At 33.5% G+C, this 21,570-nt stretch carries 23 protein-coding genes; 2 read left to right on the top strand and 21 right to left on the bottom strand.

Annotated elements, in window-relative coordinates:
• Positions 1–7: 7 nt before the first annotated feature.
• The 8 genes from JZO69_RS09870 to JZO69_RS09835 all read right to left on the bottom strand — a co-directional run bounded on the left by JZO69_RS09870 (position 8) and on the right by JZO69_RS09835 (position 8,313).
• Positions 8–490 (bottom strand): hypothetical protein, encoded by a 483-nt coding sequence (locus JZO69_RS09870; RefSeq protein ID WP_207112707.1) that lies wholly within the window; start codon positions 488–490, stop codon positions 8–10.
• A gap of 501 nt (positions 491–991) precedes the next feature.
• Complete coding sequence (locus JZO69_RS16630; protein ID WP_242586692.1) at positions 992–1,888, bottom strand: hypothetical protein; 897 nt, start codon at positions 1,886–1,888, stop codon at positions 992–994.
• A gap of 54 nt (positions 1,889–1,942) precedes the next feature.
• A complete protein-coding gene (locus JZO69_RS09860; protein WP_207112706.1) occupies positions 1,943–2,347 on the bottom strand; it encodes a hypothetical protein in 405 nt (134 codons plus the stop codon).
• Between the two features lie 1,940 nt (positions 2,348–4,287).
• Positions 4,288–5,001, bottom strand: a complete 714-nt coding sequence (locus JZO69_RS09855) for an ADP-ribosyltransferase (protein WP_207112705.1) — start codon at positions 4,999–5,001, stop codon at positions 4,288–4,290.
• 269 nt (positions 5,002–5,270) lie between these two features.
• Entirely contained in the window at positions 5,271–6,206 is a 936-nt protein-coding gene (locus tag JZO69_RS09850) for a putative phage abortive infection protein (protein WP_207112704.1), read from the bottom strand.
• Positions 6,207–6,263: 57 nt separating this feature from the next.
• A complete protein-coding gene (locus JZO69_RS09845; protein ID WP_207112703.1) occupies positions 6,264–6,593 on the bottom strand; it encodes a nucleotide pyrophosphohydrolase in 330 nt (109 codons plus the stop codon).
• Positions 6,581–7,831, bottom strand: a complete 1,251-nt coding sequence (locus tag JZO69_RS09840) for a DUF2075 domain-containing protein (protein WP_242586691.1) — start codon at positions 7,829–7,831, stop codon at positions 6,581–6,583. The genes JZO69_RS09845 and JZO69_RS09840 overlap by 13 nt, the downstream gene beginning before the upstream one ends.
• A gap of 59 nt (positions 7,832–7,890) precedes the next feature.
• Positions 7,891–8,313, bottom strand: coding sequence for a GIY-YIG nuclease family protein (locus JZO69_RS09835; protein ID WP_207112702.1), 423 nt, complete (start codon positions 8,311–8,313; stop codon positions 7,891–7,893).
• A 202-nt stretch (positions 8,314–8,515) separates the two neighbouring features.
• On the opposite strand from JZO69_RS09835, the gene JZO69_RS09830 reads away from it, so the two are divergent.
• Complete coding sequence (locus JZO69_RS09830) at positions 8,516–8,956, top strand: hypothetical protein (protein ID WP_207112701.1); 441 nt, start codon at positions 8,516–8,518, stop codon at positions 8,954–8,956.
• A 20-nt stretch (positions 8,957–8,976) separates the two neighbouring features.
• Here JZO69_RS09830 and JZO69_RS09825 read toward each other — a convergent pair whose 3' ends face one another.
• Entirely contained in the window at positions 8,977–10,032 is a 1,056-nt protein-coding gene (locus JZO69_RS09825; RefSeq protein ID WP_207112700.1) for a trypsin-like serine peptidase, read from the bottom strand.
• Between the two features lie 353 nt (positions 10,033–10,385).
• On the opposite strand from JZO69_RS09825, the gene galE reads away from it, so the two are divergent.
• Positions 10,386–11,387: a UDP-glucose 4-epimerase GalE gene (galE, locus tag JZO69_RS09820; RefSeq protein WP_207112699.1), complete on the top strand. Its 1,002-nt coding sequence runs from the start codon at positions 10,386–10,388 to the stop codon at positions 11,385–11,387.
• An 88-nt stretch (positions 11,388–11,475) separates the two neighbouring features.
• On the opposite strand, the gene JZO69_RS09815 is transcribed toward galE, so the two are convergent.
• From JZO69_RS09815 to JZO69_RS09760, 12 genes are all read right to left on the bottom strand, one after another.
• Positions 11,476–11,718, bottom strand: a complete 243-nt coding sequence (locus JZO69_RS09815) for a helix-turn-helix transcriptional regulator (protein WP_207112698.1) — start codon at positions 11,716–11,718, stop codon at positions 11,476–11,478.
• 384 nt (positions 11,719–12,102) lie between these two features.
• A complete protein-coding gene (locus JZO69_RS09810) occupies positions 12,103–12,459 on the bottom strand; it encodes a DUF2200 domain-containing protein (protein ID WP_207112697.1) in 357 nt (118 codons plus the stop codon).
• A 128-nt stretch (positions 12,460–12,587) separates the two neighbouring features.
• Positions 12,588–12,878 (bottom strand): DUF3784 domain-containing protein, encoded by a 291-nt coding sequence (locus JZO69_RS09805; RefSeq protein WP_207112696.1) that lies wholly within the window; start codon positions 12,876–12,878, stop codon positions 12,588–12,590.
• 85 nt (positions 12,879–12,963) lie between these two features.
• Entirely contained in the window at positions 12,964–14,130 is a 1,167-nt protein-coding gene (locus JZO69_RS09800) for a M20 metallopeptidase family protein (protein WP_207112695.1), read from the bottom strand.
• 96 nt (positions 14,131–14,226) lie between these two features.
• Positions 14,227–15,426, bottom strand: coding sequence for an MFS transporter (locus JZO69_RS09795; RefSeq protein ID WP_207112694.1), 1,200 nt, complete (start codon positions 15,424–15,426; stop codon positions 14,227–14,229).
• 455 nt (positions 15,427–15,881) lie between these two features.
• The gene (locus JZO69_RS09790) at positions 15,882–16,118 is read right to left on the bottom strand and encodes a hypothetical protein (protein WP_207112693.1); all 237 of its coding nucleotides are present in this window, start codon (positions 16,116–16,118) and stop codon (positions 15,882–15,884) included.
• Between the two features lie 64 nt (positions 16,119–16,182).
• On the bottom strand, positions 16,183–16,422 hold the full coding sequence (locus JZO69_RS09785; RefSeq protein WP_207112692.1) for a GNAT family N-acetyltransferase: 240 nt from the start codon (positions 16,420–16,422) through the stop codon (positions 16,183–16,185).
• 295 nt (positions 16,423–16,717) lie between these two features.
• On the bottom strand, positions 16,718–16,990 hold the full coding sequence (locus JZO69_RS09780) for an SHOCT domain-containing protein (RefSeq protein WP_207112691.1): 273 nt from the start codon (positions 16,988–16,990) through the stop codon (positions 16,718–16,720).
• Between the two features lie 99 nt (positions 16,991–17,089).
• The gene (locus tag JZO69_RS09775) at positions 17,090–18,136 is read right to left on the bottom strand and encodes a hypothetical protein (RefSeq protein ID WP_207112690.1); all 1,047 of its coding nucleotides are present in this window, start codon (positions 18,134–18,136) and stop codon (positions 17,090–17,092) included.
• Between the two features lie 24 nt (positions 18,137–18,160).
• Positions 18,161–18,862, bottom strand: coding sequence for a response regulator transcription factor (locus JZO69_RS09770; protein WP_207112689.1), 702 nt, complete (start codon positions 18,860–18,862; stop codon positions 18,161–18,163).
• A 13-nt stretch (positions 18,863–18,875) separates the two neighbouring features.
• Complete coding sequence (locus JZO69_RS09765) at positions 18,876–20,339, bottom strand: sensor histidine kinase (RefSeq protein WP_207112688.1); 1,464 nt, start codon at positions 20,337–20,339, stop codon at positions 18,876–18,878.
• A gap of 45 nt (positions 20,340–20,384) precedes the next feature.
• The gene (locus JZO69_RS09760; protein ID WP_207112687.1) at positions 20,385–21,344 is read right to left on the bottom strand and encodes a DUF4822 domain-containing protein; all 960 of its coding nucleotides are present in this window, start codon (positions 21,342–21,344) and stop codon (positions 20,385–20,387) included.
• Positions 21,345–21,570 lie beyond the last annotated feature (226 nt).

Genomic DNA, 21,570 nt, shown 5'->3' with positions numbered 1-21,570 from the left:
TTCAGTGCTATTCTACCGGACTATTTTGAGACGCTAATTCATCGATTTTTTGCTTGTGTAATAAAACTAAATTTTTAAGCTCTTTGACTGTTATACTATTTTTATCTGTATTAGTATCAACTTCTGTACCGCTTTCGTCTATACCAACTTTTCCTTTTAGAATTGTTCCATCAGTTGTCACTAAAATTCTATCAGAATCATCTTTGTCCATTTCTAAAAGATTGATAATCGAATCTGCATTTGGTCCCTTAAATGCATTATAAATCTTTTCAGCATCAGCATTTTTCAAGTCAATTGAATAGGCATCTGCTTTTTGTTCGTTTGCTTTTTTATTGGATAATTTCATCGTTTTTTTGTCAGTTTCTTGTTTTTTCAGCTTCGTTTCCTCAGTCTTTTGAGAGTGTACTTTCGTTTGATTATAGATAGTAAATGTTGCAATGCTGACTAGTAAAAGTAGTAAAGCACTGACCAGATAAGTCTTCTTTTTCATATTAATGCCATCCCTTCTTCGTAAATATCTAAATTTTTATCATGCTATTTGTCATAATTATCGCTTTAGTCATTTTAATTGTACAGGTTTGAGTGTGCTTTGGGTACCCTTAAATTGAAAGAATAGGACAATAATCAGTTTTTACTGACTATTGTCCTATTCTTTTTTTAATCTTACTGAAACAAACCTCGAAGATTGATTACTCGCATATAATAATCTGGTTACACCTGTAATCAAGACTTTCTTTATTCCATACAGACAAAAAAATTTATACGCTAGAATCTCCTTATTCTAGTAATCCGTTAGAATGTTTAAAAAAAACAACGACTATGGGTTCCGTAATTTTTACAATTTCAAGTTGAGGATTTCTTTTTTTTGGTATCATGTTTTTCAGCCAACTAGAAAAGACTTGAGGAAATCTCCTTAAGTCTTCATAATAATCGATTTAATTCTTTGGACTCATCTCCAACATTAGTTGACAAAAAGTTCTTCTTTCTAATGCTATCCCCAATTATATCTAATTTCAATATTATAAGGTTTAATTAAACCCAGCCTTTGCATTGTTACAGCATAATTATTTGCAATTGCAGTTGTAATACTATTATACTTTGACCATGCAAAATCATAAACATCTTTTACTACACCTGTACATTTTACATTCCCTTTTGGTTGCCTAACATATGTGTACGTATAATTAACATTGTGTAGCGCATAATATTTATCCCCGCTATTAAAAGCAAAGCTTCCATTAACTACTAATGTAGGCGCATTTCCCCTTATCCATGCTTTATACTGCTGATAATGAGAATTTAAGATTCCATTATCCGTTATTACATTTTTAGCCCAACCATTATTATTTGAAACATGTTTAGCTGGTGCAGGTGAAAAAGGAGCAGGAATTGCTGCATAGCGCATATACATTGCTGTATTAGGGTAGCCTGAATTCTGAACGATACTAGCTCCTAAAGCCCAATTCGTTTTTGCTGGACCAAATGGATCTGCTACTCTAGATTGAATTTTATCATTATCAATTAGGTTATTAGCAAGTTCCATTTCAGTTGCTAATTGCTCATAATTTATACTTGCTGAAGAAACAAATTCAAGCAAAGTTTCATTCAATTCATTTGAATTAACAAGTCCACTCTTCTTACAGTTTTCAATAATTTCATCAACAGTCTCTTTTCTACTTATATCCTCATTAACATACTCATCTAATTTATTTTGTGTTTCAGTATATATTTCTAAATTAGACTGGTATACAGCAGGATAACTCGCTTGTTCTTGATTTCCTTTAGCAAACTCATCAACTAATTCCTCTGCAAAATATAAATCAGAACCTCCAATTGTGCAGAACAAGCCCCCAATAACGACAAACATCCCTAAAAATTTCTTTTTCATACAAAACTTCCCTTCTAAATATTATATTTTAATGTATAAACATTAATCAATTTGTTACGGTGCTTGCTTTTCAAATTCGTCTTTACTTTTTAACTCTAAATCAATTCCTTTTACTTCTTTTAACTTTCTAAATATTTTATAATCATCAGTTTTATCTAATTTACTAGTATCTATTTCATAGATATAATATTTTTCTTCAAGGTCTTTTAATATAACGTATTTCTTATTCCAATTTAAGGTATCTACTCTTTCCACAATAATTTTCATCTGTGCAATTTGAGCATCCTTCACAAAATTACATGTGCTAGCAGAAGTTTGAATGATTTCGTACTCTTCGTTTATTACAATTTTAAAGGAAGTATTAGTTATTGCAGGATACTTCTCTGGTGGAGTTATAGTACAGCTAGACATAACCAACATAATAAATGTCAAAATAAGAGCAGTAATTATCTTTTTCATGAAAAGTCACCTCTTTTACTAATTATATCAATAAAAAAACGTAAATCAATCTTTTTTTAACTATAAGTAACAATAAAAACTTGAATACACTAAAAACTGCTGGATAAACTATATAGTTGTACTGTGAAGATTGAGGTCTCATTTTAAAAAAATATTTTGTTATTTTTCCTTATATAAAGGGAGTGATTTTTGGTGTTATTTAATGAGGTTCATGTAAAAAATACTGTTGCGTGTTCGTATTCTTTTCGGATATACTTAGGGGGTAGAATAGAAAATAAAAAACAGCTCATATCAACATGAACTGTTCAAATCTGAATATAAAAATAAATTGGCACTTCAAAGCCTGGCAGCAACCAAGCATTTGAAGCCTTGTAAAGACAGCGCAAACTGCCCAAACAAGTTGCCAATAGTGCTAGCAACATGTACTAGCTTCTTTATTGTACCTAAAGTCTGCCTATTTTTCTATAGGTTTCTTTGATTCTCTTTGGGGTACTTTGAAAAAGTAGTAGATGATTCTTTGGGACTATTGTAAACGATATTGGGTGATGTTACCTGATATCGTTTTTTTCTATTCTACAAATCTGGTGAAAGGAGGCTTCGTTCAAACGCAAAACAACCAATCATAGATATAATACAAGGATGCAACGTTCACTTTGTTCACCTTGTACTTTGCAGCATCTGCTCTGCCTTAGTCAGTCGAAGTGATGCAAAGCAAAAAAGGCACTTCACCATCTGACAGCAATCACATGATGAAGCCTTGCATAGACAGCGCAAACTATCTATACAAGTTGCCAATTGCTAGCACAAAAGCACTAGCTCTTTTTATTGTACCTAATTTTACTGGGATTTTCTAGTCTGTCTAGAAACTTTTGGTTGGGATTTTGGATTTTATGGAGGGTTTGGGCTTTATCTAGGGGATTGATGACGGTATTGGTGGTTAAGTTAGGATGATAAAAAGTCGTTAAGGTTTGAGCAACTGGACTAAAAATGAAGCAATGCGCTTTTCGTATTGAAGCATTTTTGGGAAGTTGTCGAAAAGCTGGCTTTTTCTTACTGATTACTACAATAGCGTTTTTTGTTTTGCTTTGAAAAGAAAGTGATCGAAACATCACGAGGCTTGGAAAAATCATACGTAAGTCGTTTTTGTCACTGGTTTGTTTAATCGTTGCCTAAGTCAATGCGTAGATAAATGAGTTAAGTATTGGGGCGTTGGATGATGTTGTTCAGCGCTTCATGTTATTGGATTTAAGAGTACTTTTAAAAAGGGAGGAAATGGGTTATGAAAAAAAGAAGGTCAGAGTTTAAAGGTGATTCCTTATCAGGATATTACGGATTTGCAGAATACGTTGGATAGTTTGCAGTCTTGGGAAGAGCCGCTTGCTGTGTTGGATCATTTTTTTCAGTTTCGGAAAGGTCCGATTAGTAAGAAGCAGGTTGTGAAGGAGTATTATGCTTGTGGGCATTTGTTTCATGCTTTTTTTGAGGAGTTTTTGAGGTTGATGGCGATTGAAGAGGAGAAGGTGAGGAAGTTGAATGGGGAGAGGAAGGTTTCGGTTGGAGTTTTGAGGAAGTGATGCTGAAAAAAAAAACTAGGTTCACTTCTTTAAGTGTTCCTAGTTTATACTATACGATTATTCAAAGAGGTTGGGATAGAAATTTTATGAATCTAAGCTTATTTCTGAAGAATTCGTTTATGACCCCCGTTTATTCAGTATTAACGTGTTTAATAAAAAGAGAGCCCACTTCTGTCTCAAACTTTATACTTTTTTTCACATAATTAACATAGGTAACATCCCTAATTGATACATACTTTTTGTTTATAAACAAAACAACCTTTTTCAGAAATAGACGTTTTTTTACAAAGACTAGCTTCATCCCCAAAAACTTCTTAAAATATCCAGCTATATGTTCACATATTAGCAAGCAAGAGCTCGTTTTATTCAGATATCAAAAATATCAAAACTAATTAATTCATATTCATATATTCTATTAACCCTTTTATCATCCCAATATGGAAAAGCAATGGGTCTTAAAAATAAAGTTGGTCGCATCAAAAATTCATACTCCCTTCTTTTTACCCCTTCTATAGATCGTATATAAATACCATGAATTCCTTTTGGAACAAAAATTTTTAAAAGATTATTTTCTAAGCCACAATCGTTAGTTTGACCATTTGTACATCCTTCTATTAACAAACTGGTACTCAATAAACCTTTTTCAGAAAAAGGTTCTTCTGGATTTGACTTATTATGTTCTATCAGAAGATTGATAAAATCATCTGAAACAATCTTATATACAATTATATTTTCTGGTAACCTTGGGGTAAAAGAAAGCAAAAATTGTAATATGTCTGAAGCTGATTTTACTTCATCCAGATCCAGATTTTCTCCAAAGTCGAAAGGAAGATTTCTTAAATATTTATTGATTTTTTTGTAGTAATAGCCACAATAGCATGTAAGTGGATCTTTATTTATTGAATATGATATTCCTGATTCAAGACTTGACAATGACTGAACTGCTGATCTATATTGTTTTGACCATTCGCCATAAATTTCATTTCCCCATTGATCAGATTCTTCAGGAGTAGTAAATGATCGAAATACATTCTTATCAAAGTTATTGCAATCGATTTCTCCATATTTTCGTTTATTCATTATAATATTAAGTTTATCAAATATTGTTATTTCCCTCCAAACATCTCCAATTGCTAATTTTGAACTTTGCTATTGTCTCATTTGCTAATTCCTTTTACTTAGTTGTACTGGAACAATACCTGTAACTGTTATAATAACAATATTTTCTCCTTTTGAAATCATATATCAATAGTAATTTAACAGATTTAGTTTTTTTATAATAAAAATTAATTAGCTAGACATTTATCTATTCTTTAATATTTTAAAATATTTACTTTTTATGTAGCTTCTTAATTTTCGGAAAAATTATTGTAATCTATAGAGTCGTAAAAGCCTCTATTTTCCTCATAATTAATATATTCAAGCTTATACTTACACCTCGCCAGTTTTTCTATTGGGCCTAACAAAGTACTTAATTTACGAATTTTTTCTTCTGATAATAATTCATTGTCTTTATTTAATTCCGTAACTCCTGATTTTATTAAAAGATCATCAATTATTTCATTTGTAAATTTTCCAGAATTCTCAACCGGTATGTTTAAAATATCGACCAATGACAAGTCATCAAAAATACCTGATCCTATCATTTGAATCGCCATACCTTTGCTTTTTTTACTATAAATACAGTTTGATATGATTACAAAAAATTCTTTAGCTGTAATTTGGGTTCTTAAGATACCAATGAACATATGATATTGAGTATAATCAATATAGTTATCATCTAATCTCTGATTAAGAGTTTTTAATATTCTGTGAAGCGTTCTCAAATAATGTCCGATTTCCATACTAGTCACTGTAGCCTGCTCCTGTGTATAGGTACATAGACTTACTAATCCAAGATTTTTATTGTATTCTTTTTTAAAAGAAATTATAAAATTTTTTACATCAGTGCTTTCTTGAACTTTACTGAAAACATTCAGCAAATTATAAAAATCAGTATGTGTCATATTATAATATTTCTCTTTTTTACGTTCTTCTAATATTTGTTTTTCATTCTCTCGATCTTCTTTTTGAATCTCCACTGTATTTGTAAACGCCTGAAATGCTAAAATAGCCGAAAAACACGGTACAACGAGAGTTACATAGTTTAACCTTGTGAAATACGATACATTTCCATCTACTTTATTTATAAAAGGAAGCGAATTATAAACACCAAGTAAATCAGGCAAAAAAATAAATATTAACAATACAAATACCAGCATAATTATAAGCTTCTTCTTTATCATATTCACTCCTAATATTGTATATAAGTTATTATAGTATTTCGAAAAAGAATAATAGTTCTATAATTCCGTATATTTCTCCTTATTCCCTTTGCTTTTCTCAACTGGATACTTCTTATCATTCAACTCCAGTTTTTTCCCAATTATCCCCTCAACATCCAACTCCAAATCAGATGCCAACATCAAACTATAAATCAACACATCCGCCAATTCCTGTTCAATATTTTCTTGATTCTTCTCTTTCGCTTCCTCACTTGTTTTCCACTGAAAGTTCTCCAGTAATTCAGAAGCTTCTAAAGAAATCGAAATTGCTAAATCTTTTGGATTATGAAATTGTCGCCAATCTCGGTCATCTCTGAATTGATTGATTTTCTTGATTAATTCGTCCATTTTGATTTCTCCTTTTGAATTGTCATTAACTTCTCTCTCAGTTTATCATCACTCGCGTAAATATATAAACCATTGATCCCTCGTTTTAACAAAACATTGATCGAATTCAAAATGATTTGTTCTTTCACTTTGTCGACATTTTCGATTCCATCACGACTTTTGAATGCTTCTGAATCTTTGTATTTCTCAATATCGATTTTCAACTCATTATTTTCAGCATCGTAACCAATCGAAGGACCTAAAATCACACCTACATAGTTTAAATCAAAACCTTGTATTGTATAAATTGAACCGACCTCGTTGATTGTTGCTTCTTCTTCTGCCCAGCTTTTTTTGTAATTTGTGAGATTCCATGGTGCAGAAAAGTCTCCTTCTTCAACAAGATACTTTCCACCATCTTTTTTATGCGTATAATCAAATGTTGAAACAATTCTGCTTAAGCCAAATTTCTGATTTTTTGCTTTTATTTCCATTCGCATATCTTCAGCACTAGAGAAAAAACGAAAATCAAAATTCTCATCACCAAATCTTTTTTCTGCTTCAGACTTTTCTCGTTTTGTAATTTTTGGGAATGACAAAATTTTTCGATCCACAAATGAATCTACCCAATGAACGATTTCAGGATCAGCTTTCATTCTGAATTGTGTTGTTAGATGATATTCTTCATGAACTGGATATTTATCTTTTATTTCAACAAGACTATCTACATTCCAATGACTTTTTAGTTTTAAAACTTGTTTTTCATCGAATACGACAATTGTAACCTTACTTCTTTTGATAACCTCTTCTAGTTGGTTTTCATATTCAAAACTATTGTACTTGTCTTTTGTAGATAGTAATAAATGAGATTCATCAACTAAAACTATATCCGCTTGTTTTCGTTTGCCTTTATCGATATCGTTAATAAAACTTGTTGGTTTCATAAAATTTTTCTTTTTTAAGTTGGGCAAACTTTCTGCTATCTTTTTATATGTTTTCAGCATCTCGTTATGGTTTACTAAAAGATAATTATTATCCTGATTAAAATTATAAAACTCATTATCTTCTTTCTTTTCAGCTAAATCTTGGATCGTTTTAAATATAGAACTCAAAACAACACTTTTACCTGTTCCAGCTTCACCTGCAATAAAAAAGACATGGTGTTCATTTTCCATATCAGTTAAACTTCGTTTGCAGAAATCAATTACTTTTTCTTTTAAATCTTGTTGTTCAGGTGATAATCCACGAAATGGGGACAATTTGAAGGTGTCCTTATTCCTTAAATAATCAACACTGTGCTCAACAATTTCTTCATCTCTTAATCTCGTCCAGATTTAGGAAACAATACTTCATCATAATATCTTTTATCATAATAATTATGAGATTCACTATTTTTAATTTGGCTTCTGTTCTCTACCGTGTATTTTTCATCAGCAACAAAACAACTGATTAAATTTGTTTCTATATTTAACGCTGCAGATACGTTCAGTGTGTCATGACCAATCATGACGATTTTCTTCATCATTGCTTTTTTATTACTTTTTAAATGTTCAGACATTCGTTTATCAAAACGGTAACTTTGTCCAACATATGCTTCTGGCAACTTCTTTTTATCTGTATTATATAAGATATACAAAATAGGATAGTTTGTTTCAAAAGGATCTTTTAATTTTTCAACCTCTTCTTCACAAAAATCATAATCTTTAAGCTGGATTTTTATACTATCATCTTCATAATTCATCGTCTTCACTCTCCTAAACACATTGTAACAATTATTTTAAAAATAAGAAATCTTTTATGTAAGAAATTTTTACTTATATCTAATTATTTGATATCAAGTTAAATTATACACATATAAAATTTAATATTGACTTCATATTAAAACACGCTTATTGTTAACAATATATCATGTTGTTTTGATAAAACTATTAAGGAGATCTCATTTGAAAAAATACTTACTTTTAATCCCATTACTAATTATATTGTCCGCTTGCCATAATAATGAACATGCTAGCGTATCAAACAATAATAATTCTCTAGATGTTACTTTATCGTATAGAGAAGAAGCAAAAAACTCATTAGAAATACTGATAACAAACAATACAGACTCACCTATATACATTGACACCCCAAACACAACGATAGAAATCTACAAAGATGGACATTGGAAAAATAATGATGGTGACGAAATCAAAGGCTCAGCTGCCCTTGGAATGGATCTTGAGGTTCCTGCTAATTCTACAATACCTGATATCATGCCTATTGATATTTCCAAATTACATGTAAGAGAAAAATACAGATTGCATTATACTTATTTTAAAAATCCTATTGAACGTGATAAGCCAATCGATGTATTTCATGAATTTGAAAAAAGCAGCCACTAACATGCATGGCTGCTTTTTTTCTAATTTGCGATTATCTGATTATATGCTGATGAATTTATTTTAGTATATACTTTTGTTCTATTAGCATCATTCATTTCAGATGAGTTGATTCCAATAACGCGACCAGCACCATCAAATAAAGGGCCTCCACTCATACCGCCATACATAATACCCAGTCTATCTTGATAAACCCAGTTGAACCAGTCACTTCTTATGGAACTAGTGGTTACATCAACCGTAGAACGAGTCAAGTATCTACTTTTAGCTTCAACTCCCCAAGAGACTGCATTCTTCAAACTATTTGGTGGCGTTGTCAACATTGCTACATTCGGTGGTACACTCCCAGATGAACGACTTATATGAAAAGATCCAAAATCTGAACGAATACCTTGCGTATGATCTTTTGATTTGATCCAATCATTGTTAGTAGTCATTTTATTGACTTTATATACAGAAGACGCAATCCATCCAACTCTAGGGTCTTTCCTAAATCCAAAATTCAGAGTAGCAGTTTTAACCCAACCAAATCCATGTTCTTTATCATAAACACAGTGTCCAGCAGTTCCAGCTTTTGTACCTGAAACTTTAAAACCACTTCCATCAGCCATAATCAAACCACCCCTGCCGTTATCAAAAAATAAGTATGCTTTAGCGATAGCTCCGTGAGTCAAATTTGGTCCTGTCTGAGCCACTCCTCTTGCTTGCACGATATTATCTTGTTCAGATTCTAGAAGCTCTTCAAGTTTCCTATTTTTATATTCCTCTGGTTGTTTTCCATCTTCATATTCTTCCATGGAAATAATTGATACATCACCTTCAAAGTTAGGATTGTCCTTTAAATAATCTTTTTTTATTTCCTCTTCCCACTTGTCAATGTCAACCTTTACTTCCTGTAGCCCACTTCTTGTCATTACTGGAGAAGTGTATGATGCTGGATCAACACCATTTATTTCTCTAGTTACAGATACATCAACCCCAGAAATTATTTCTGAATCACCTTCAGCATTTACTTTGATACTACTAACTGTAAATACAGAAACCAACAAAACAGTCCAACCCAATATTTTTCTCTTCAAAATATCACTCCATTTCTTTTAGATAATCCAAACGAATTTTAAGTATCATTTAAATTTCAGATATAATTATATGAATAAAAAATAGTGAATAAAACTAATATAGTAAATTTTTACTTTAAAAAAGTTTTTTCACCTAACAAAATAATATCTCAGAAACATTTTGAAAGGAGTACCATTTGCAAAACCAACGAAAATTATTTCTATTACTCAACTGAATTTATTAATCATTTCATAACAACAAGGCTTGAATCTATCTATATAAATTTTGATAACCTATAATGAAAGCAGATACAACACTATTTTTCTATCGGAGCTGATTAAGCTCCCTAAACTCTTAACTCAGGAGGTAATTCATGAACATTTTAGTCGTCGGAGGAGCTGGCTACATCGGCTCACATATCGTCAAACAATTAATTGACTCAAACCACAAAGTCATCGTTCTAGATAATCTACAAACAGGACATGCCGAAGCTGTAACCAAACCAGCAACATTTATTAAAGGAAATGTAAAAGATAAAGCCTTACTTAGAAATCTTTTCACCGAGACAACCTTTGATGTTGTGTTTCATCTTGCCGCTAACTCGTCTGTAGAAGAATCTATGAAAGATCCGCTATTGTATTTCGATAATAACGTTTCTGGTCTGATTACTCTTTTAGAAGTCATGAATGAATTTGCTGTAAAAACGACCATTTTCTCTTCCACCGCAGCGGTTTACGGCGATACTTCTGAATCATTAATTACAGAAGATGCTGAGATCATTCCTAAGAATCCATATGGAGAAAGTAAACGGATGATGGAAAAAATTATTGAGTGGTGTCACACTGCCTATAACATCAATTATGTTGTACTGAGATATTTCAATGTAGCTGGTGCTGACTTATCTGGGAAAATCGGTGAAGATCATCGACCAGAAACCCATTTGATTCCGATTGTTTTAGAAGTTCCTTTAGGAAAAAGAGCATTTATTACCATTTTTGGAAATGATTATGATACAAAAGATGGCACAACGGTGCGTGATTATGTCCATGTGGTGGATTTAGCTACAGCTCATTTATTGGCAATGGATTATTTACTAGAGGGAAAAGAAAGTACTATCTTCAATGTCGGCAGCTCGACGGGTTTTTCAACCTTGGAGATCATTAATAAAGTAGAAGAATTTACACAGACAAAAATTCCTGTAAAATATGGCAAGCGTAGAGAAGGCGATCCTCATTCTTTGATTGCTTCAAGTGAAAAAATTGAAGCTATTTTAGGTTGGAAACCTCACTATACTGATTTAGATTCGATCATTAATAGCGCTTGGCAATGGCATGTGAATCATCCAAATGGATATAGGAACATGAACGATAACTAATTATACGCGAAAAAGAGCCTGCTTGTTCATCTCACAAGCAGGCCCTTTCTATGCATCAAGGAATATTCAATTATTTAAAAATTTTCCTTTATACATCTTTTGCAGATCCATTCTCCTTTTTATCCTCTGGAAGTTCATCTCCTTTTAAAATTTCATCAAGCGAAAAATCAAAAAAGAAGCTTAATTCAACCAAAGTATCTATATTAGGATACGATTGCTCATTTTCCCATCTTGATACAGTTTGTCTTGTCACATGGAACGCGTCAGCTAATTGTTGCTGCGTTAAATTTTTTTGTTCCCTGCGCTCTCTTAATAATTTTCCAATATCCATACAGCCATCCCATCTTTAATAACATTTTTTATCACTGTGATCTTATTTGCAATACTTGATAACTTAAATATCACACACTATAAATGATTTAAAAAGCAATTTTAATGTTACATCGCTAGTGGTGGTGAGAATTCTTTTACACTTCTAGATATTGCTATCCAATCTTTTAGAACGTTCAATAAATAACATAAAATAAACTAGGTGAGTAATTGCCTAGCCACGGCTATTTCCCTAGTTTATTTTATGTTTTGCATTTATGATATACCTTTTTTATGTTGTAGTTTCATTCAACATACTAATAAGCCAGAACAAATATAAAAGGTAAGACAAAACTGTTTCCAGTCCCATCTCACCTTGGTTTTTCATTTCATAGCTACATAGCTATTATTTCCTCAAAATCTTTTCCATCGCTTTTCCTTTAGCCAATTCATCAATCAACTTATCTAGATAACGAATTTTTTGCATCAGTTCATCTTCAATATCTTCTACCCGATAGCCACAAATTACACCTTTGATTAGTGAAACATTAGCATTTATTTGCGGTGCTTGGGCAAAAAATGTTTCAAAATCAACTTTATCATCGACTTGTTTCTGTAGCGTTGCTTCGTTGTAACCCGTTAGCCAGAAGATGATTTCATCAACTTCTGCCTTTGTCCGGCCTTTTTTTTCAACTTTTTGGATATACAGTGGGTAGACACTAGCAAAAGACATGGTAAAAATTTTTGGTTTCTTAGCTTCCATTCGTTTCCCATCCTTTATTAACTATTTGGCTTTATTATATAGGTATTTTTGGGGTTATTAAACTTTAATGATTCTTTATTGTGAATTTTTTTTACCGCATGATAAAAGTTATGAGTTGTTTGATATTTTTATTTTTTGAATCTTGAGGATGTATTAACATATGCAATCATTCCACCTACTAGCATAACAATACCAATCACGCCAGCTAATTGGAGCTTAGGAAAAAATCGTATCAATCCAATCAATACGGCTGATGTAATCATGAGACCACTCATTGCTTTTCCAAGTGCCGAGCTATTGATTTTTTTCTTTTCTTGTTGGCTTACTGTATTATACCCGGCAATCAGCCACAACCATTTTCCCCGCCAAAATTGTATCGCACAACCAATAAATACAGCGATCATAAATAGATCAAACATCTTTTATTCTTCCTTTTTGATTAATATAGTCCAAAATAAGTAAAAAGGACCTTAACAAATCTGCTAACGTCCTTTTCTATTTTTGTTATTGTCCTAAAATATCTAAAATAAGTTGTGCATGCATCCCGGAGCCTACTGGAAAACACTCTTCCATGATTTTGAATTTTGGATGATGATTCATGTATCCGCAACCTTCTGCTGCTGTACCACCACCGAGAATGAAGAATGATCCTGGTTTCACATCTGTATAAGCAGAGAAATCCTCGCCGCCCATCATTTTTGGTGCTTCAAACATCCGCTCTTTGCCGACAACTTTTTGAGCTGTGGCCCTCACGATATCCGTTGCTTCGCTATCGTTATTTACTTCGCTATACCCAAGTAAATAATTTAAATCATATGTAGCATCATACATCTTACAAATACCATCTATAATAGCTTCAATTCGTTGTTGGATAAATGCTCGAACTTCTTTATTATTCGTACGAACCGTTCCTTGAATTTGTACTGTATCTGGAATAACATTCGCCGTTTTTCCTCCATTAAATTCACCAATAGAAATCACAGCATTATCAAAAGGACTGATATTTCTTGATACAATATTATTCAGATTATTGATGATCTCTACACCGATCATAATTGGATCAACAGAAAGATCCGGTGTTGATCCGTGAGAACCTTTTCCTTGGATTTTTAATGTAAATACGTCAGATGCGGCACTAGCAGGACCTTTTCTCGTTCCAACCATACCGACTGGAATATTCGGCATGATATGTAGTCCAAAAACCATATCTACATCATCCATTACACCCGCCTCAACTAATAACTTGGCTCCACCTGGCGGTTCTTCTTCAGCGGGTTGGAAGATAAATTTCACAGTGCCAGCAATTTTATCTTGCATCTCTGTCAAAACTTTCACTGCACCCAACAACATTGCCGTATGTGTATCATGCCCGCAAGCATGCATCACACCATGATTTTCAGAGGGAAAATCTACATCTGATTCTTCCACGATCGGCAGTGCGTCGATATCTGCCCGTAACGCAATTGTTTTACCAGGTTTATTGCCTTTCAAAATAGCAATCACACTGTTTTCCGTTAATGAGCTAACTTCTAAATTAGGAAATTCAGCTAAGATGCTTTTAATATATTTTGCCGTTTCTACTTCATGAAAAGATAGTTCCGGATGACGATGCAAATGTCTTCTCCATTTGATCATATCCGCTTGAGGCATTTGTACTTGAATGTTTGTCATTTCGATTCCTCCTGTAATATAAAATGAACTACGGTTTGCTTTTTATCTTCAACTATCAAGTGGTTTTATAATGTTAGCTTCGTATAACTTGATAGGTTATTTTTGTTTGATAAACATAAACGTCACAGCCGTTAACAAACCAACGACTAAAAAGAAGAGAAAGGTTGTAATATATTGACCATTTGATAATTCAACTAGTTTTCCAATAACCGTTGGTGAAACAAAACCACCTAGAATCCCTCCTGTTGCTAGAGTACCGTAGCTTGGAGCAAATTTTGCTCCTTCGAAGATTCTTAACGGAATACTCATCATCGTTACAAATGAAATGATCAAGAAAAGGTTAGCTATGCCCATGACGATTGCTAATAAAACCAGATTTTCAATATAATACGAGCCGAATGCTGAAAATGCACCTAACATAGCAGCAATAGCAACAACTGTTTTTTCTTTATGCTGGAAGAACTTTCCTACAACATAACTACCGCCAATCGAGCCGATCAACATAAATAAACCACCGACACTACTGATTACAGCAGCGCTATTTAAATCTAATCCTCGTTCTCCTGTTAAGAAACTTGGTACCCAATTGGACAAACCATATAGTAAGCAATTGATGAAAAATGAGCTCAAAAATAAAATCCAAACTCGAATATCTGACCAAATCACAAAAATTGAAATTTTATCGGTCTTCGTGGCAACAGCCTTAGCCTTTTCCTGTTTTTTTTCATTTCTAGGAATCGCTATAATTAAAACAATGGCAATAGCAACTGCTAAAGCAGTTAAAATAAGATAAGCGTTTTTCCAACCAGCTTTGGTGATGATCGGTGATAAAGCTAGCGGTCCAATAAAACCCGCCACTCCAGAAGATGACAGCAGTAACCCTTGCGCAAAAGTTCGTTTCTCTGGTGGAAAGTTCATTGTAACTTCTTTACTGGCTGATGATGCATAGCCTGAATGTGCTAACAATCCAGTTAAGAAACGTAATAATATGAACATAATCAAGGATGTTCCAAAGCCAAATAAAAAGGCGAACAATCCCATCCCTAAAACAGAACCGATCAAGACAATTCGTGAACCGACTTTATTGATTACCAATCCCATAGGAATTTGCATGATCGCATAGCCTAAGAAAAAGGCACTCATAATCATTCCTTTCGCTGCAGGCTCTAATCCAAATTCAGTTGAAATCGGAATCAGTGAATACCCCACTGAAAGCTTATCGATATACACCATGGTATAACCTAAAAACAATGCAACTAACAACAAACCCGTTTTTTTTGATTCCCTTTTTTCCATAAAACCTCCTAAATTAAAAGCATAATGAGCTCGTTTAGTCTCGACAAGAAAATAGGAAAAATTGACCGAGGTGATCTTTACCTCTTTCTATTTTTATCTTTTTCTCGAGAAGCTAGCTCATGCAGCTAGATAATAAAAGCGTAATGAGCTCGCTCAGCTTCGAATGAAAAATAGGAAATGATACCTGAGGTGCTTTTTACCTCATTTAACATTTATCTTTTTTCCGAGAAGCTAGCTCATGCAGCTAGATAATAAAAGCGTAATAAGCTCGTTCTTTCAAAGAGCCTTCATTTCTCTAGTATAATCTATTCTCTACTGAAAAAAAAGAGGTAAATGAGAAAATTATGAACAATTAATTAACGAAAAATGCACAAGGATTCATAGAAAGCTAATAATAAACCTAAAAATAAGCATGAGAGCTATCGCTCACATGCCAATTTCTTAATAGCTTCCATCTAAAATACCCAAAAACTCAAAAATAAAAACAAAAGCCCAATCCCTAGTAAGGTAAAAAAACCAAACACATTATGCATATTTATCCCAATTCCATAGCCAACACGTTTAGGAATAAAATAGTGTGACTCCATAAAATATTTTCCCTTTTCTCGTTTTGATTTGACGATTGAAGGAATAGACAAAATTGGATAAGCGAGTAAAATCAAAGCGATTATAAGATTTAATTTTTGATCCACGAAAAGCACCTTCTTTTTTGTTAATTATATCAGCAACAGTTTTTCAACTGCCACTGCCATTTTACTAAGCTGTAAATCCTTTTTCTTTCATTCCTTTAGTATTCACAAACTTAAGCATCGTTGTCTTTCCTAAACGGAAATCAAATTTTTGATAAAACGCTTCTTTTCCTGGTGAAGCATACAGAATGATATTCATCTGTTCCATTCTTGCTAACAAATTCTCCATTATCACACGACCAAGTCCTGATCCTTGATAATCTGGATCGATGGCTACATCCGTAAACAGCTGCTTGATAACAGCCATCTGATAAGATACGTCCACAGCCAATTAATTCATTTTTATCTTTAGTATAAATCAAGGTGAATTTATAACTATTTTCAAACGCTTTTTGGTGGAGCTCTGATGTGTAAGTTCCCATACCGCATTTTTGTAAAAGCTTTTGAATTTTCATCCCTTGAATTTCTGTACGAGCATTACTTAGTCTATAATCCATGGTTTTTCTCTTTTCATAATTAATTATACTCGTTTTTCGATTTTGTGACTTCAAAATAAGACAAAAAGCTGACGAATCTATATCGTCAGATTTTTGTCTTTTGTCTTATTTTTTTAATACCTCTTTTTTGTGTAAATATTCTTCTTCAGTAATATTTCCTTTTGCAAATTCTTCATCTAACCTATCGAATGCTGAAGGTTGTGGTGATTCAGGCTGAGGTGGATTTGCTATCATTTGTTGATTTGATCCATTTTTTATAAAGTAGACCACACCAATAATCACAACAGCTATCAAGATCCACCAAACAATTCCCATACCAAACATTCCTCCTCTCATCATTCCTCTACCTCCCGTAAAAATATCTGAACAGTAACCCATGACTAATCGCTCCTAACTTATTTTTTATCATTGTATAAATAAAATATGTCAAAAGTGTGTCGAAAAAAAATTGAGATCTGTTATAGAAATTACATCTTGCTAAAGGTTGATATGTTCGATTAATTTTTGGTAGGAAAGAAAAGAAGGATGTTTTTTTAGTTCATCGTTTTCCATAGTCAATGTCTGTTTTTCGATGATTTCTTTCGTCAATGCATCAGAAAAATTTACAAAATCATGATTGGTTACTTCATTATAAGTCAAAGAAAAATATTTTGATTGGCGATAGTATTGTTTTAACTGATTAGTGGTTATTTTTTCTGGTTGATCAGCAAAATATTCATCATAGCGAGCAGTAAGGATTTTCCCTTCTGCCATCGTCAATTGTAATCTGCCGATCAATCCATCTCCAAAATCTTCTGCATAGCCGATATATTTTGTTTTAGATGGTTGTTTTATTTGATCAGAGAGTTCAGCTGCAATTGTCATCAATCCTTCTCTTGCAGAGGTCGAAGAGCCTTTGACTGTTTCAAAGTTTCCCGAAACTCGATTTTTTTCTCGCATTTGCTTTTCAACAAATGTAATACCATTGACGACAGTTACTAAAGTCGTATCGGTTCGTGGGTTTTGTGCCTGAAAAAATGCATAGTCAGAAAGTCGTTTGTTGGCGCCTGAGTATTTTGATTCGTAATAATTTTCAGCACCGTATTCATTGAATTCAACATTGATGATTTTATTCGTATCGTCTGTAATGATCTCAACAATCCCTTTATTACCGACATCAAAATAACCGTCATTGGTAAAATAGTTACCTTCGATCAAGCCTAGTGGCGGCTGATTTGACCAGAACATTTTCTTTAATTTTTCCTCATAACTATAAAGTGGTTTAGGATTTGAGCCAAATGTTGTTTGGCTTGCTCCTGTAACAACATCATAGTTATAGGATGTATTTTCAAAGCTAACATCATTGACAGGTTTCTCTTCTTGTTTTTCACTTGAAGTAGAGACTTCTGATGATGAAGAATTGAAGATTGCAGGTCTGGAAGTGTCGTTTGATTTGGCTGTATCTGGTCTTTTATCTGGTTGACATCCTGAAAGACCGACAACGATACATATAAAGAAAATAGCAAGTAGGTAACTTTTTTTCATAGTCTTTCTCCTTTAGTTTACATGTTAAGCATTGAAGCGATAACCGCTACCCCAGATCGTTTCGATCGGAATTTCTGATAGTTTGCCTCTTTTCAGCTTCTCTCTGATTCGTCCTACATGTACGACAACAGTGTAAATATCGCTATCAAGCTCATCCATCTCCCACACTTGGCGGAATAGCTGTTCTTTCATCCAGACTCGATTAGGATGCTCCATAAAAAAGAGCAGTAGATCAAATTCCTTTGTGGTAAAAATGATTTCTTTCCCTAAAACAAACACTCGGCGGGCGCTTTTATCGACCATAATTTGATCGATTTCTAAAATATCATTTGCTTGATCATTTCCTGTTAATAGTTGATAACGTTTGATATGAGCTTGAACGCGGGCTACTAATTCACTCGGACTAAAAGGCTTTGTCATGTAGTCATCAGCGCCTAAACCCAAACCACGTACTTTATCGATATCTTCTTTTTTAGCTGAAACGATCATCAATGGAATATTTTTATGTTCCCTAATTCTACGGCAAATTTCAAAACCATCCATTGATGGCAACATGATATCAATAACGATTAAATCAAAGGATTCGTTCAATGCCCGATTCAGACCAACCAGACCATCACTCGCAATTTCAGCTTCCATATGATTGATCTCTAAGTAATCTTTTTGTAATTCTGCAATACTTGCATCATCTTCGATCAGTAAAATACGTGATACTTCGTTTGGCATTTGGCTGTCCTCCTCAGGCTTTTTTTAAAAGAATCGTAACGCTCGTTCCTTGGTGAAGTTCGCTTTCGATCATGACTTTTCCTTCATGCATCTCAATGATTTGTTTGACGATCGCAAGTCCTAATCCGCTGCCGCCCGTTTGGGTAGGTCGAGCTTTTTCTCCTCGATAAAAGTGATCAAAAACATAAGGCAGCTGTTCAGTTGAAATTCCTTGTCCATTATCAGACACTTGTATTTTCACCATTTGTGGTGTGTCAGAAACGTTGATCTGGATCGAAAGTCTACGATCATTTGCTTTAAATTTCATACTATTTTCAATCAAGTTGATAAACACACGATTTAACTGCATACGATCTGCCAATATATAATCTGCTGTTGTATGCTGTGTACTTAATTGAATGGAAACTTGGTTATCTTGTAACTGGAATTCTTCAATGATATGCTTTAAAAACTCATTGATATCAATTCGCTCAAAGTGAAAAGGAATTGCTGCAGCATCTAGTTTGGAGTAAAGAAACAATTCCTCGATCAATTCATTTAATGAAATTGCTTTGGTATGGATCGTTTGCAAATATTTGTCTTGTTTTTCGGGAGAATCGGCCACACCATCCAGCAAGCCTTCCACATAACCAATGATCGAAGTGATCGGCGTTTTTAAATCATGAGAGATACTTGCAACTAGTTCCTTACGGTTATTTTCAAGTTTTATCTGTTCTTCTGTTGAGTGGATCAACGCTTCCCGCATTTTTTCAAAATCGTCTGTTAATTGTTTGACTTCCTGCGCCGTTTGCGTTGATTGCTCATTCATAGCAGTTTCTAAGTGACCATTACTGATTTCAGACATTCCTGCACCTAAATTTTTTAACGGACGAATGATCGTTTTCTTTAATAGGTGATTTAAAAATAGTAAACCCGCAAGCGAAACAAGTAAAATCGAGACAATGACCCACACACCCCATTTGGTCATAAATTCAAGAAAATTATTTTCCTTTTTTAAAACCAACAAACTGCCAGGCATTTGATCGCTAAAATAAAAATCAAACTTCATATAGCGATACAAACGTCCAGCATTATCGATCGTTCCTCTAGTTTCGATATTATTCGCATCAAAAAGAGGGAAATGGACAATCAGTGATTTTTCCACTAAATCTTGAGAATAATAAGCAATATCTTCTTGCTGCCGCACAACGACACCTAGTGATTCGCTCTCAAATTGATCGATCATTTGCTTTAATTCACCTTGAGGTTTAAGGAGTTGGTCAGGATCGGCTTTGGCTACTCCTCTTAATTTGATGTAGGCCAATTCTTCTTCTGGACTCAATGAACGCTGTTGGGTAAATGTTTTATATAAGGTTGCTGGACTAGGGATTTTCCCTGTCGTAACATAAAAAACAATACAAATGATCGAAATCAAAGATAGACAAGCAATTGCTATGCCTCCAATATATGAAATGAGAAATCGTTTTTTTATTGTCATTTTTTTCTCCTTCGTTTCATTTATAGAGGCACCAATTGCATTTTATTAGAAGCTAAATTCTGGTTTGAATTTTCCTGTATATGGTTGGTGTTCAACAAATACTGTGATATCTTTACCAGCCTGATCTTTCCCCATTCGTTTGTAGGTAAATTTCTTATTATTCAGCTCAGTTAATTCTAAAGCTGCGCCATATTTATTTTGCCCAATGGAAACATGCGCACGAATTTTATTGTGATTCAAGACATCGAAGTAACCGAAATCGCCGCGACTAACGCCTGTTTCTAAATTGAAAAATTCGTATTTATTGGTATCAGCCGCAAATTTAGCTAGACTGATGAAATTTTTGTTGTACTCTGTGACGTCATTTCCAGATTCATCGACTACTTTTGTGCCATTCCATAAAGTCTGACCTAATAGTTCAGCACCAGATTTTTTCGTCTCTATCTTTCCTGTTGTTGTATTCAATGGTTTTTCTTGTTCTGTAAAAGCTAGCTTACTTTTATTATACGGGATATGTTCGACAAATACATCTACTTCATTTCCAGTTTTGTCCTTGCCTTTTCTTGTGTAGGTGAATTTTTTATTCGTCAGCTCAGTAAGCCCAACTACCGCTTGATAATTCATCGTTTCTGAAATAAGAATTCTTTTTGTTCCATCGTTTGTAATGAAGAAGGTGCCACGATCGCCTCGACTCTCGCCTGTTTTGGCATCAAAAAATTCATAGCGACCGGTCTCAGCATCGTATTTTGCTAAACCGATGAAATTAGCATTTTCTGCTGTTAAATCATTGTTGTCTTTGTCATATACTTTTGTCCCTTGCCAATTTGTTTTACCTAAAATTTTGTTTAGTTTGTCCCCTTTGGTTTTAGCATTCCCATGCTTAGATTGCTCGGATTGCTGTTGACTACTGCTCTTTGCCCCCAATGTTTCTTGTGCTCCTACACTGCAACCTGCTAGTAATAATACCAAACTTGAGATTCCTACGATGATTTTTTTATTGTTCATGATTTCTTGCTCCCTCCTAAAATTGGATAAAACTTTTATTGCTTATCTTTAGTATAAAGAGGAGATGTAAACAGGCGCTAACAAGAAAATAAACAAATTATAAACAATTATGTATTAACTTGAAAAAAGGTCGAAACGAAAGTGCTTATTTTCGAAATAACTACTTTTGTCTCGCCGTTTATTCATATTTAAAGCCCAAAACAAAATGATGTGCGCCCCAAAAGTT

The organism is Candidatus Enterococcus ikei (assembly GCF_017316105.1).
Lineage (GTDB): Bacteria > Bacillota > Bacilli > Lactobacillales > Enterococcaceae > Enterococcus_L > Enterococcus_L ikei.
This window is presented reverse-complemented; position numbering and strand designations above follow the sequence as displayed.

What these genes read in the sequence shown, in the direction of transcription:
- JZO69_RS09870 (WP_207112707.1), bottom strand. Translation starts at nt 490, where the DNA reads ATGAAAAAGAAGACTTATCTGGTCAGTGCTTTACTACTTTTACTAGTC.
- JZO69_RS16630 (WP_242586692.1), bottom strand. Translation starts at nt 1,888, where the DNA reads ATGAAAAAGAAATTTTTAGGGATGTTTGTCGTTATTGGGGGCTTGTTC.
- JZO69_RS09860 (WP_207112706.1), bottom strand. Translation starts at nt 2,347, where the DNA reads ATGAAAAAGATAATTACTGCTCTTATTTTGACATTTATTATGTTGGTT.
- JZO69_RS09855 (WP_207112705.1), bottom strand. Translation starts at nt 5,001, where the DNA reads ATGAATAAACGAAAATATGGAGAAATCGATTGCAATAACTTTGATAAG.
- JZO69_RS09850 (WP_207112704.1), bottom strand. Translation starts at nt 6,206, where the DNA reads ATGATAAAGAAGAAGCTTATAATTATGCTGGTATTTGTATTGTTAATA.
- JZO69_RS09845 (WP_207112703.1), bottom strand. Translation starts at nt 6,593, where the DNA reads ATGGACGAATTAATCAAGAAAATCAATCAATTCAGAGATGACCGAGAT.
- JZO69_RS09835 (WP_207112702.1), bottom strand. Translation starts at nt 8,313, where the DNA reads ATGAATTATGAAGATGATAGTATAAAAATCCAGCTTAAAGATTATGAT.
- galE (WP_207112699.1), top strand. Translation starts at nt 10,386, where the DNA reads ATGAACATTTTAGTCGTCGGAGGAGCTGGCTACATCGGCTCACATATC.
- JZO69_RS09815 (WP_207112698.1), bottom strand. Translation starts at nt 11,718, where the DNA reads ATGGATATTGGAAAATTATTAAGAGAGCGCAGGGAACAAAAAAATTTA.
- JZO69_RS09810 (WP_207112697.1), bottom strand. Translation starts at nt 12,459, where the DNA reads ATGGAAGCTAAGAAACCAAAAATTTTTACCATGTCTTTTGCTAGTGTC.
- JZO69_RS09805 (WP_207112696.1), bottom strand. Translation starts at nt 12,878, where the DNA reads ATGTTTGATCTATTTATGATCGCTGTATTTATTGGTTGTGCGATACAA.
- JZO69_RS09800 (WP_207112695.1), bottom strand. Translation starts at nt 14,130, where the DNA reads ATGACAAACATTCAAGTACAAATGCCTCAAGCGGATATGATCAAATGG.
- JZO69_RS09795 (WP_207112694.1), bottom strand. Translation starts at nt 15,426, where the DNA reads ATGGAAAAAAGGGAATCAAAAAAAACGGGTTTGTTGTTAGTTGCATTG.
- JZO69_RS09785 (WP_207112692.1), bottom strand. Translation starts at nt 16,422, where the DNA reads ATGGCTGTTATCAAGCAGCTGTTTACGGATGTAGCCATCGATCCAGAT.
- JZO69_RS09780 (WP_207112691.1), bottom strand. Translation starts at nt 16,990, where the DNA reads ATGGGTTACTGTTCAGATATTTTTACGGGAGGTAGAGGAATGATGAGA.
- JZO69_RS09775 (WP_207112690.1), bottom strand. Translation starts at nt 18,136, where the DNA reads ATGAAAAAAAGTTACCTACTTGCTATTTTCTTTATATGTATCGTTGTC.
- JZO69_RS09770 (WP_207112689.1), bottom strand. Translation starts at nt 18,862, where the DNA reads ATGCCAAACGAAGTATCACGTATTTTACTGATCGAAGATGATGCAAGT.
- JZO69_RS09765 (WP_207112688.1), bottom strand. Translation starts at nt 20,339, where the DNA reads ATGACAATAAAAAAACGATTTCTCATTTCATATATTGGAGGCATAGCA.
- JZO69_RS09760 (WP_207112687.1), bottom strand. Translation starts at nt 21,344, where the DNA reads ATGAACAATAAAAAAATCATCGTAGGAATCTCAAGTTTGGTATTATTA.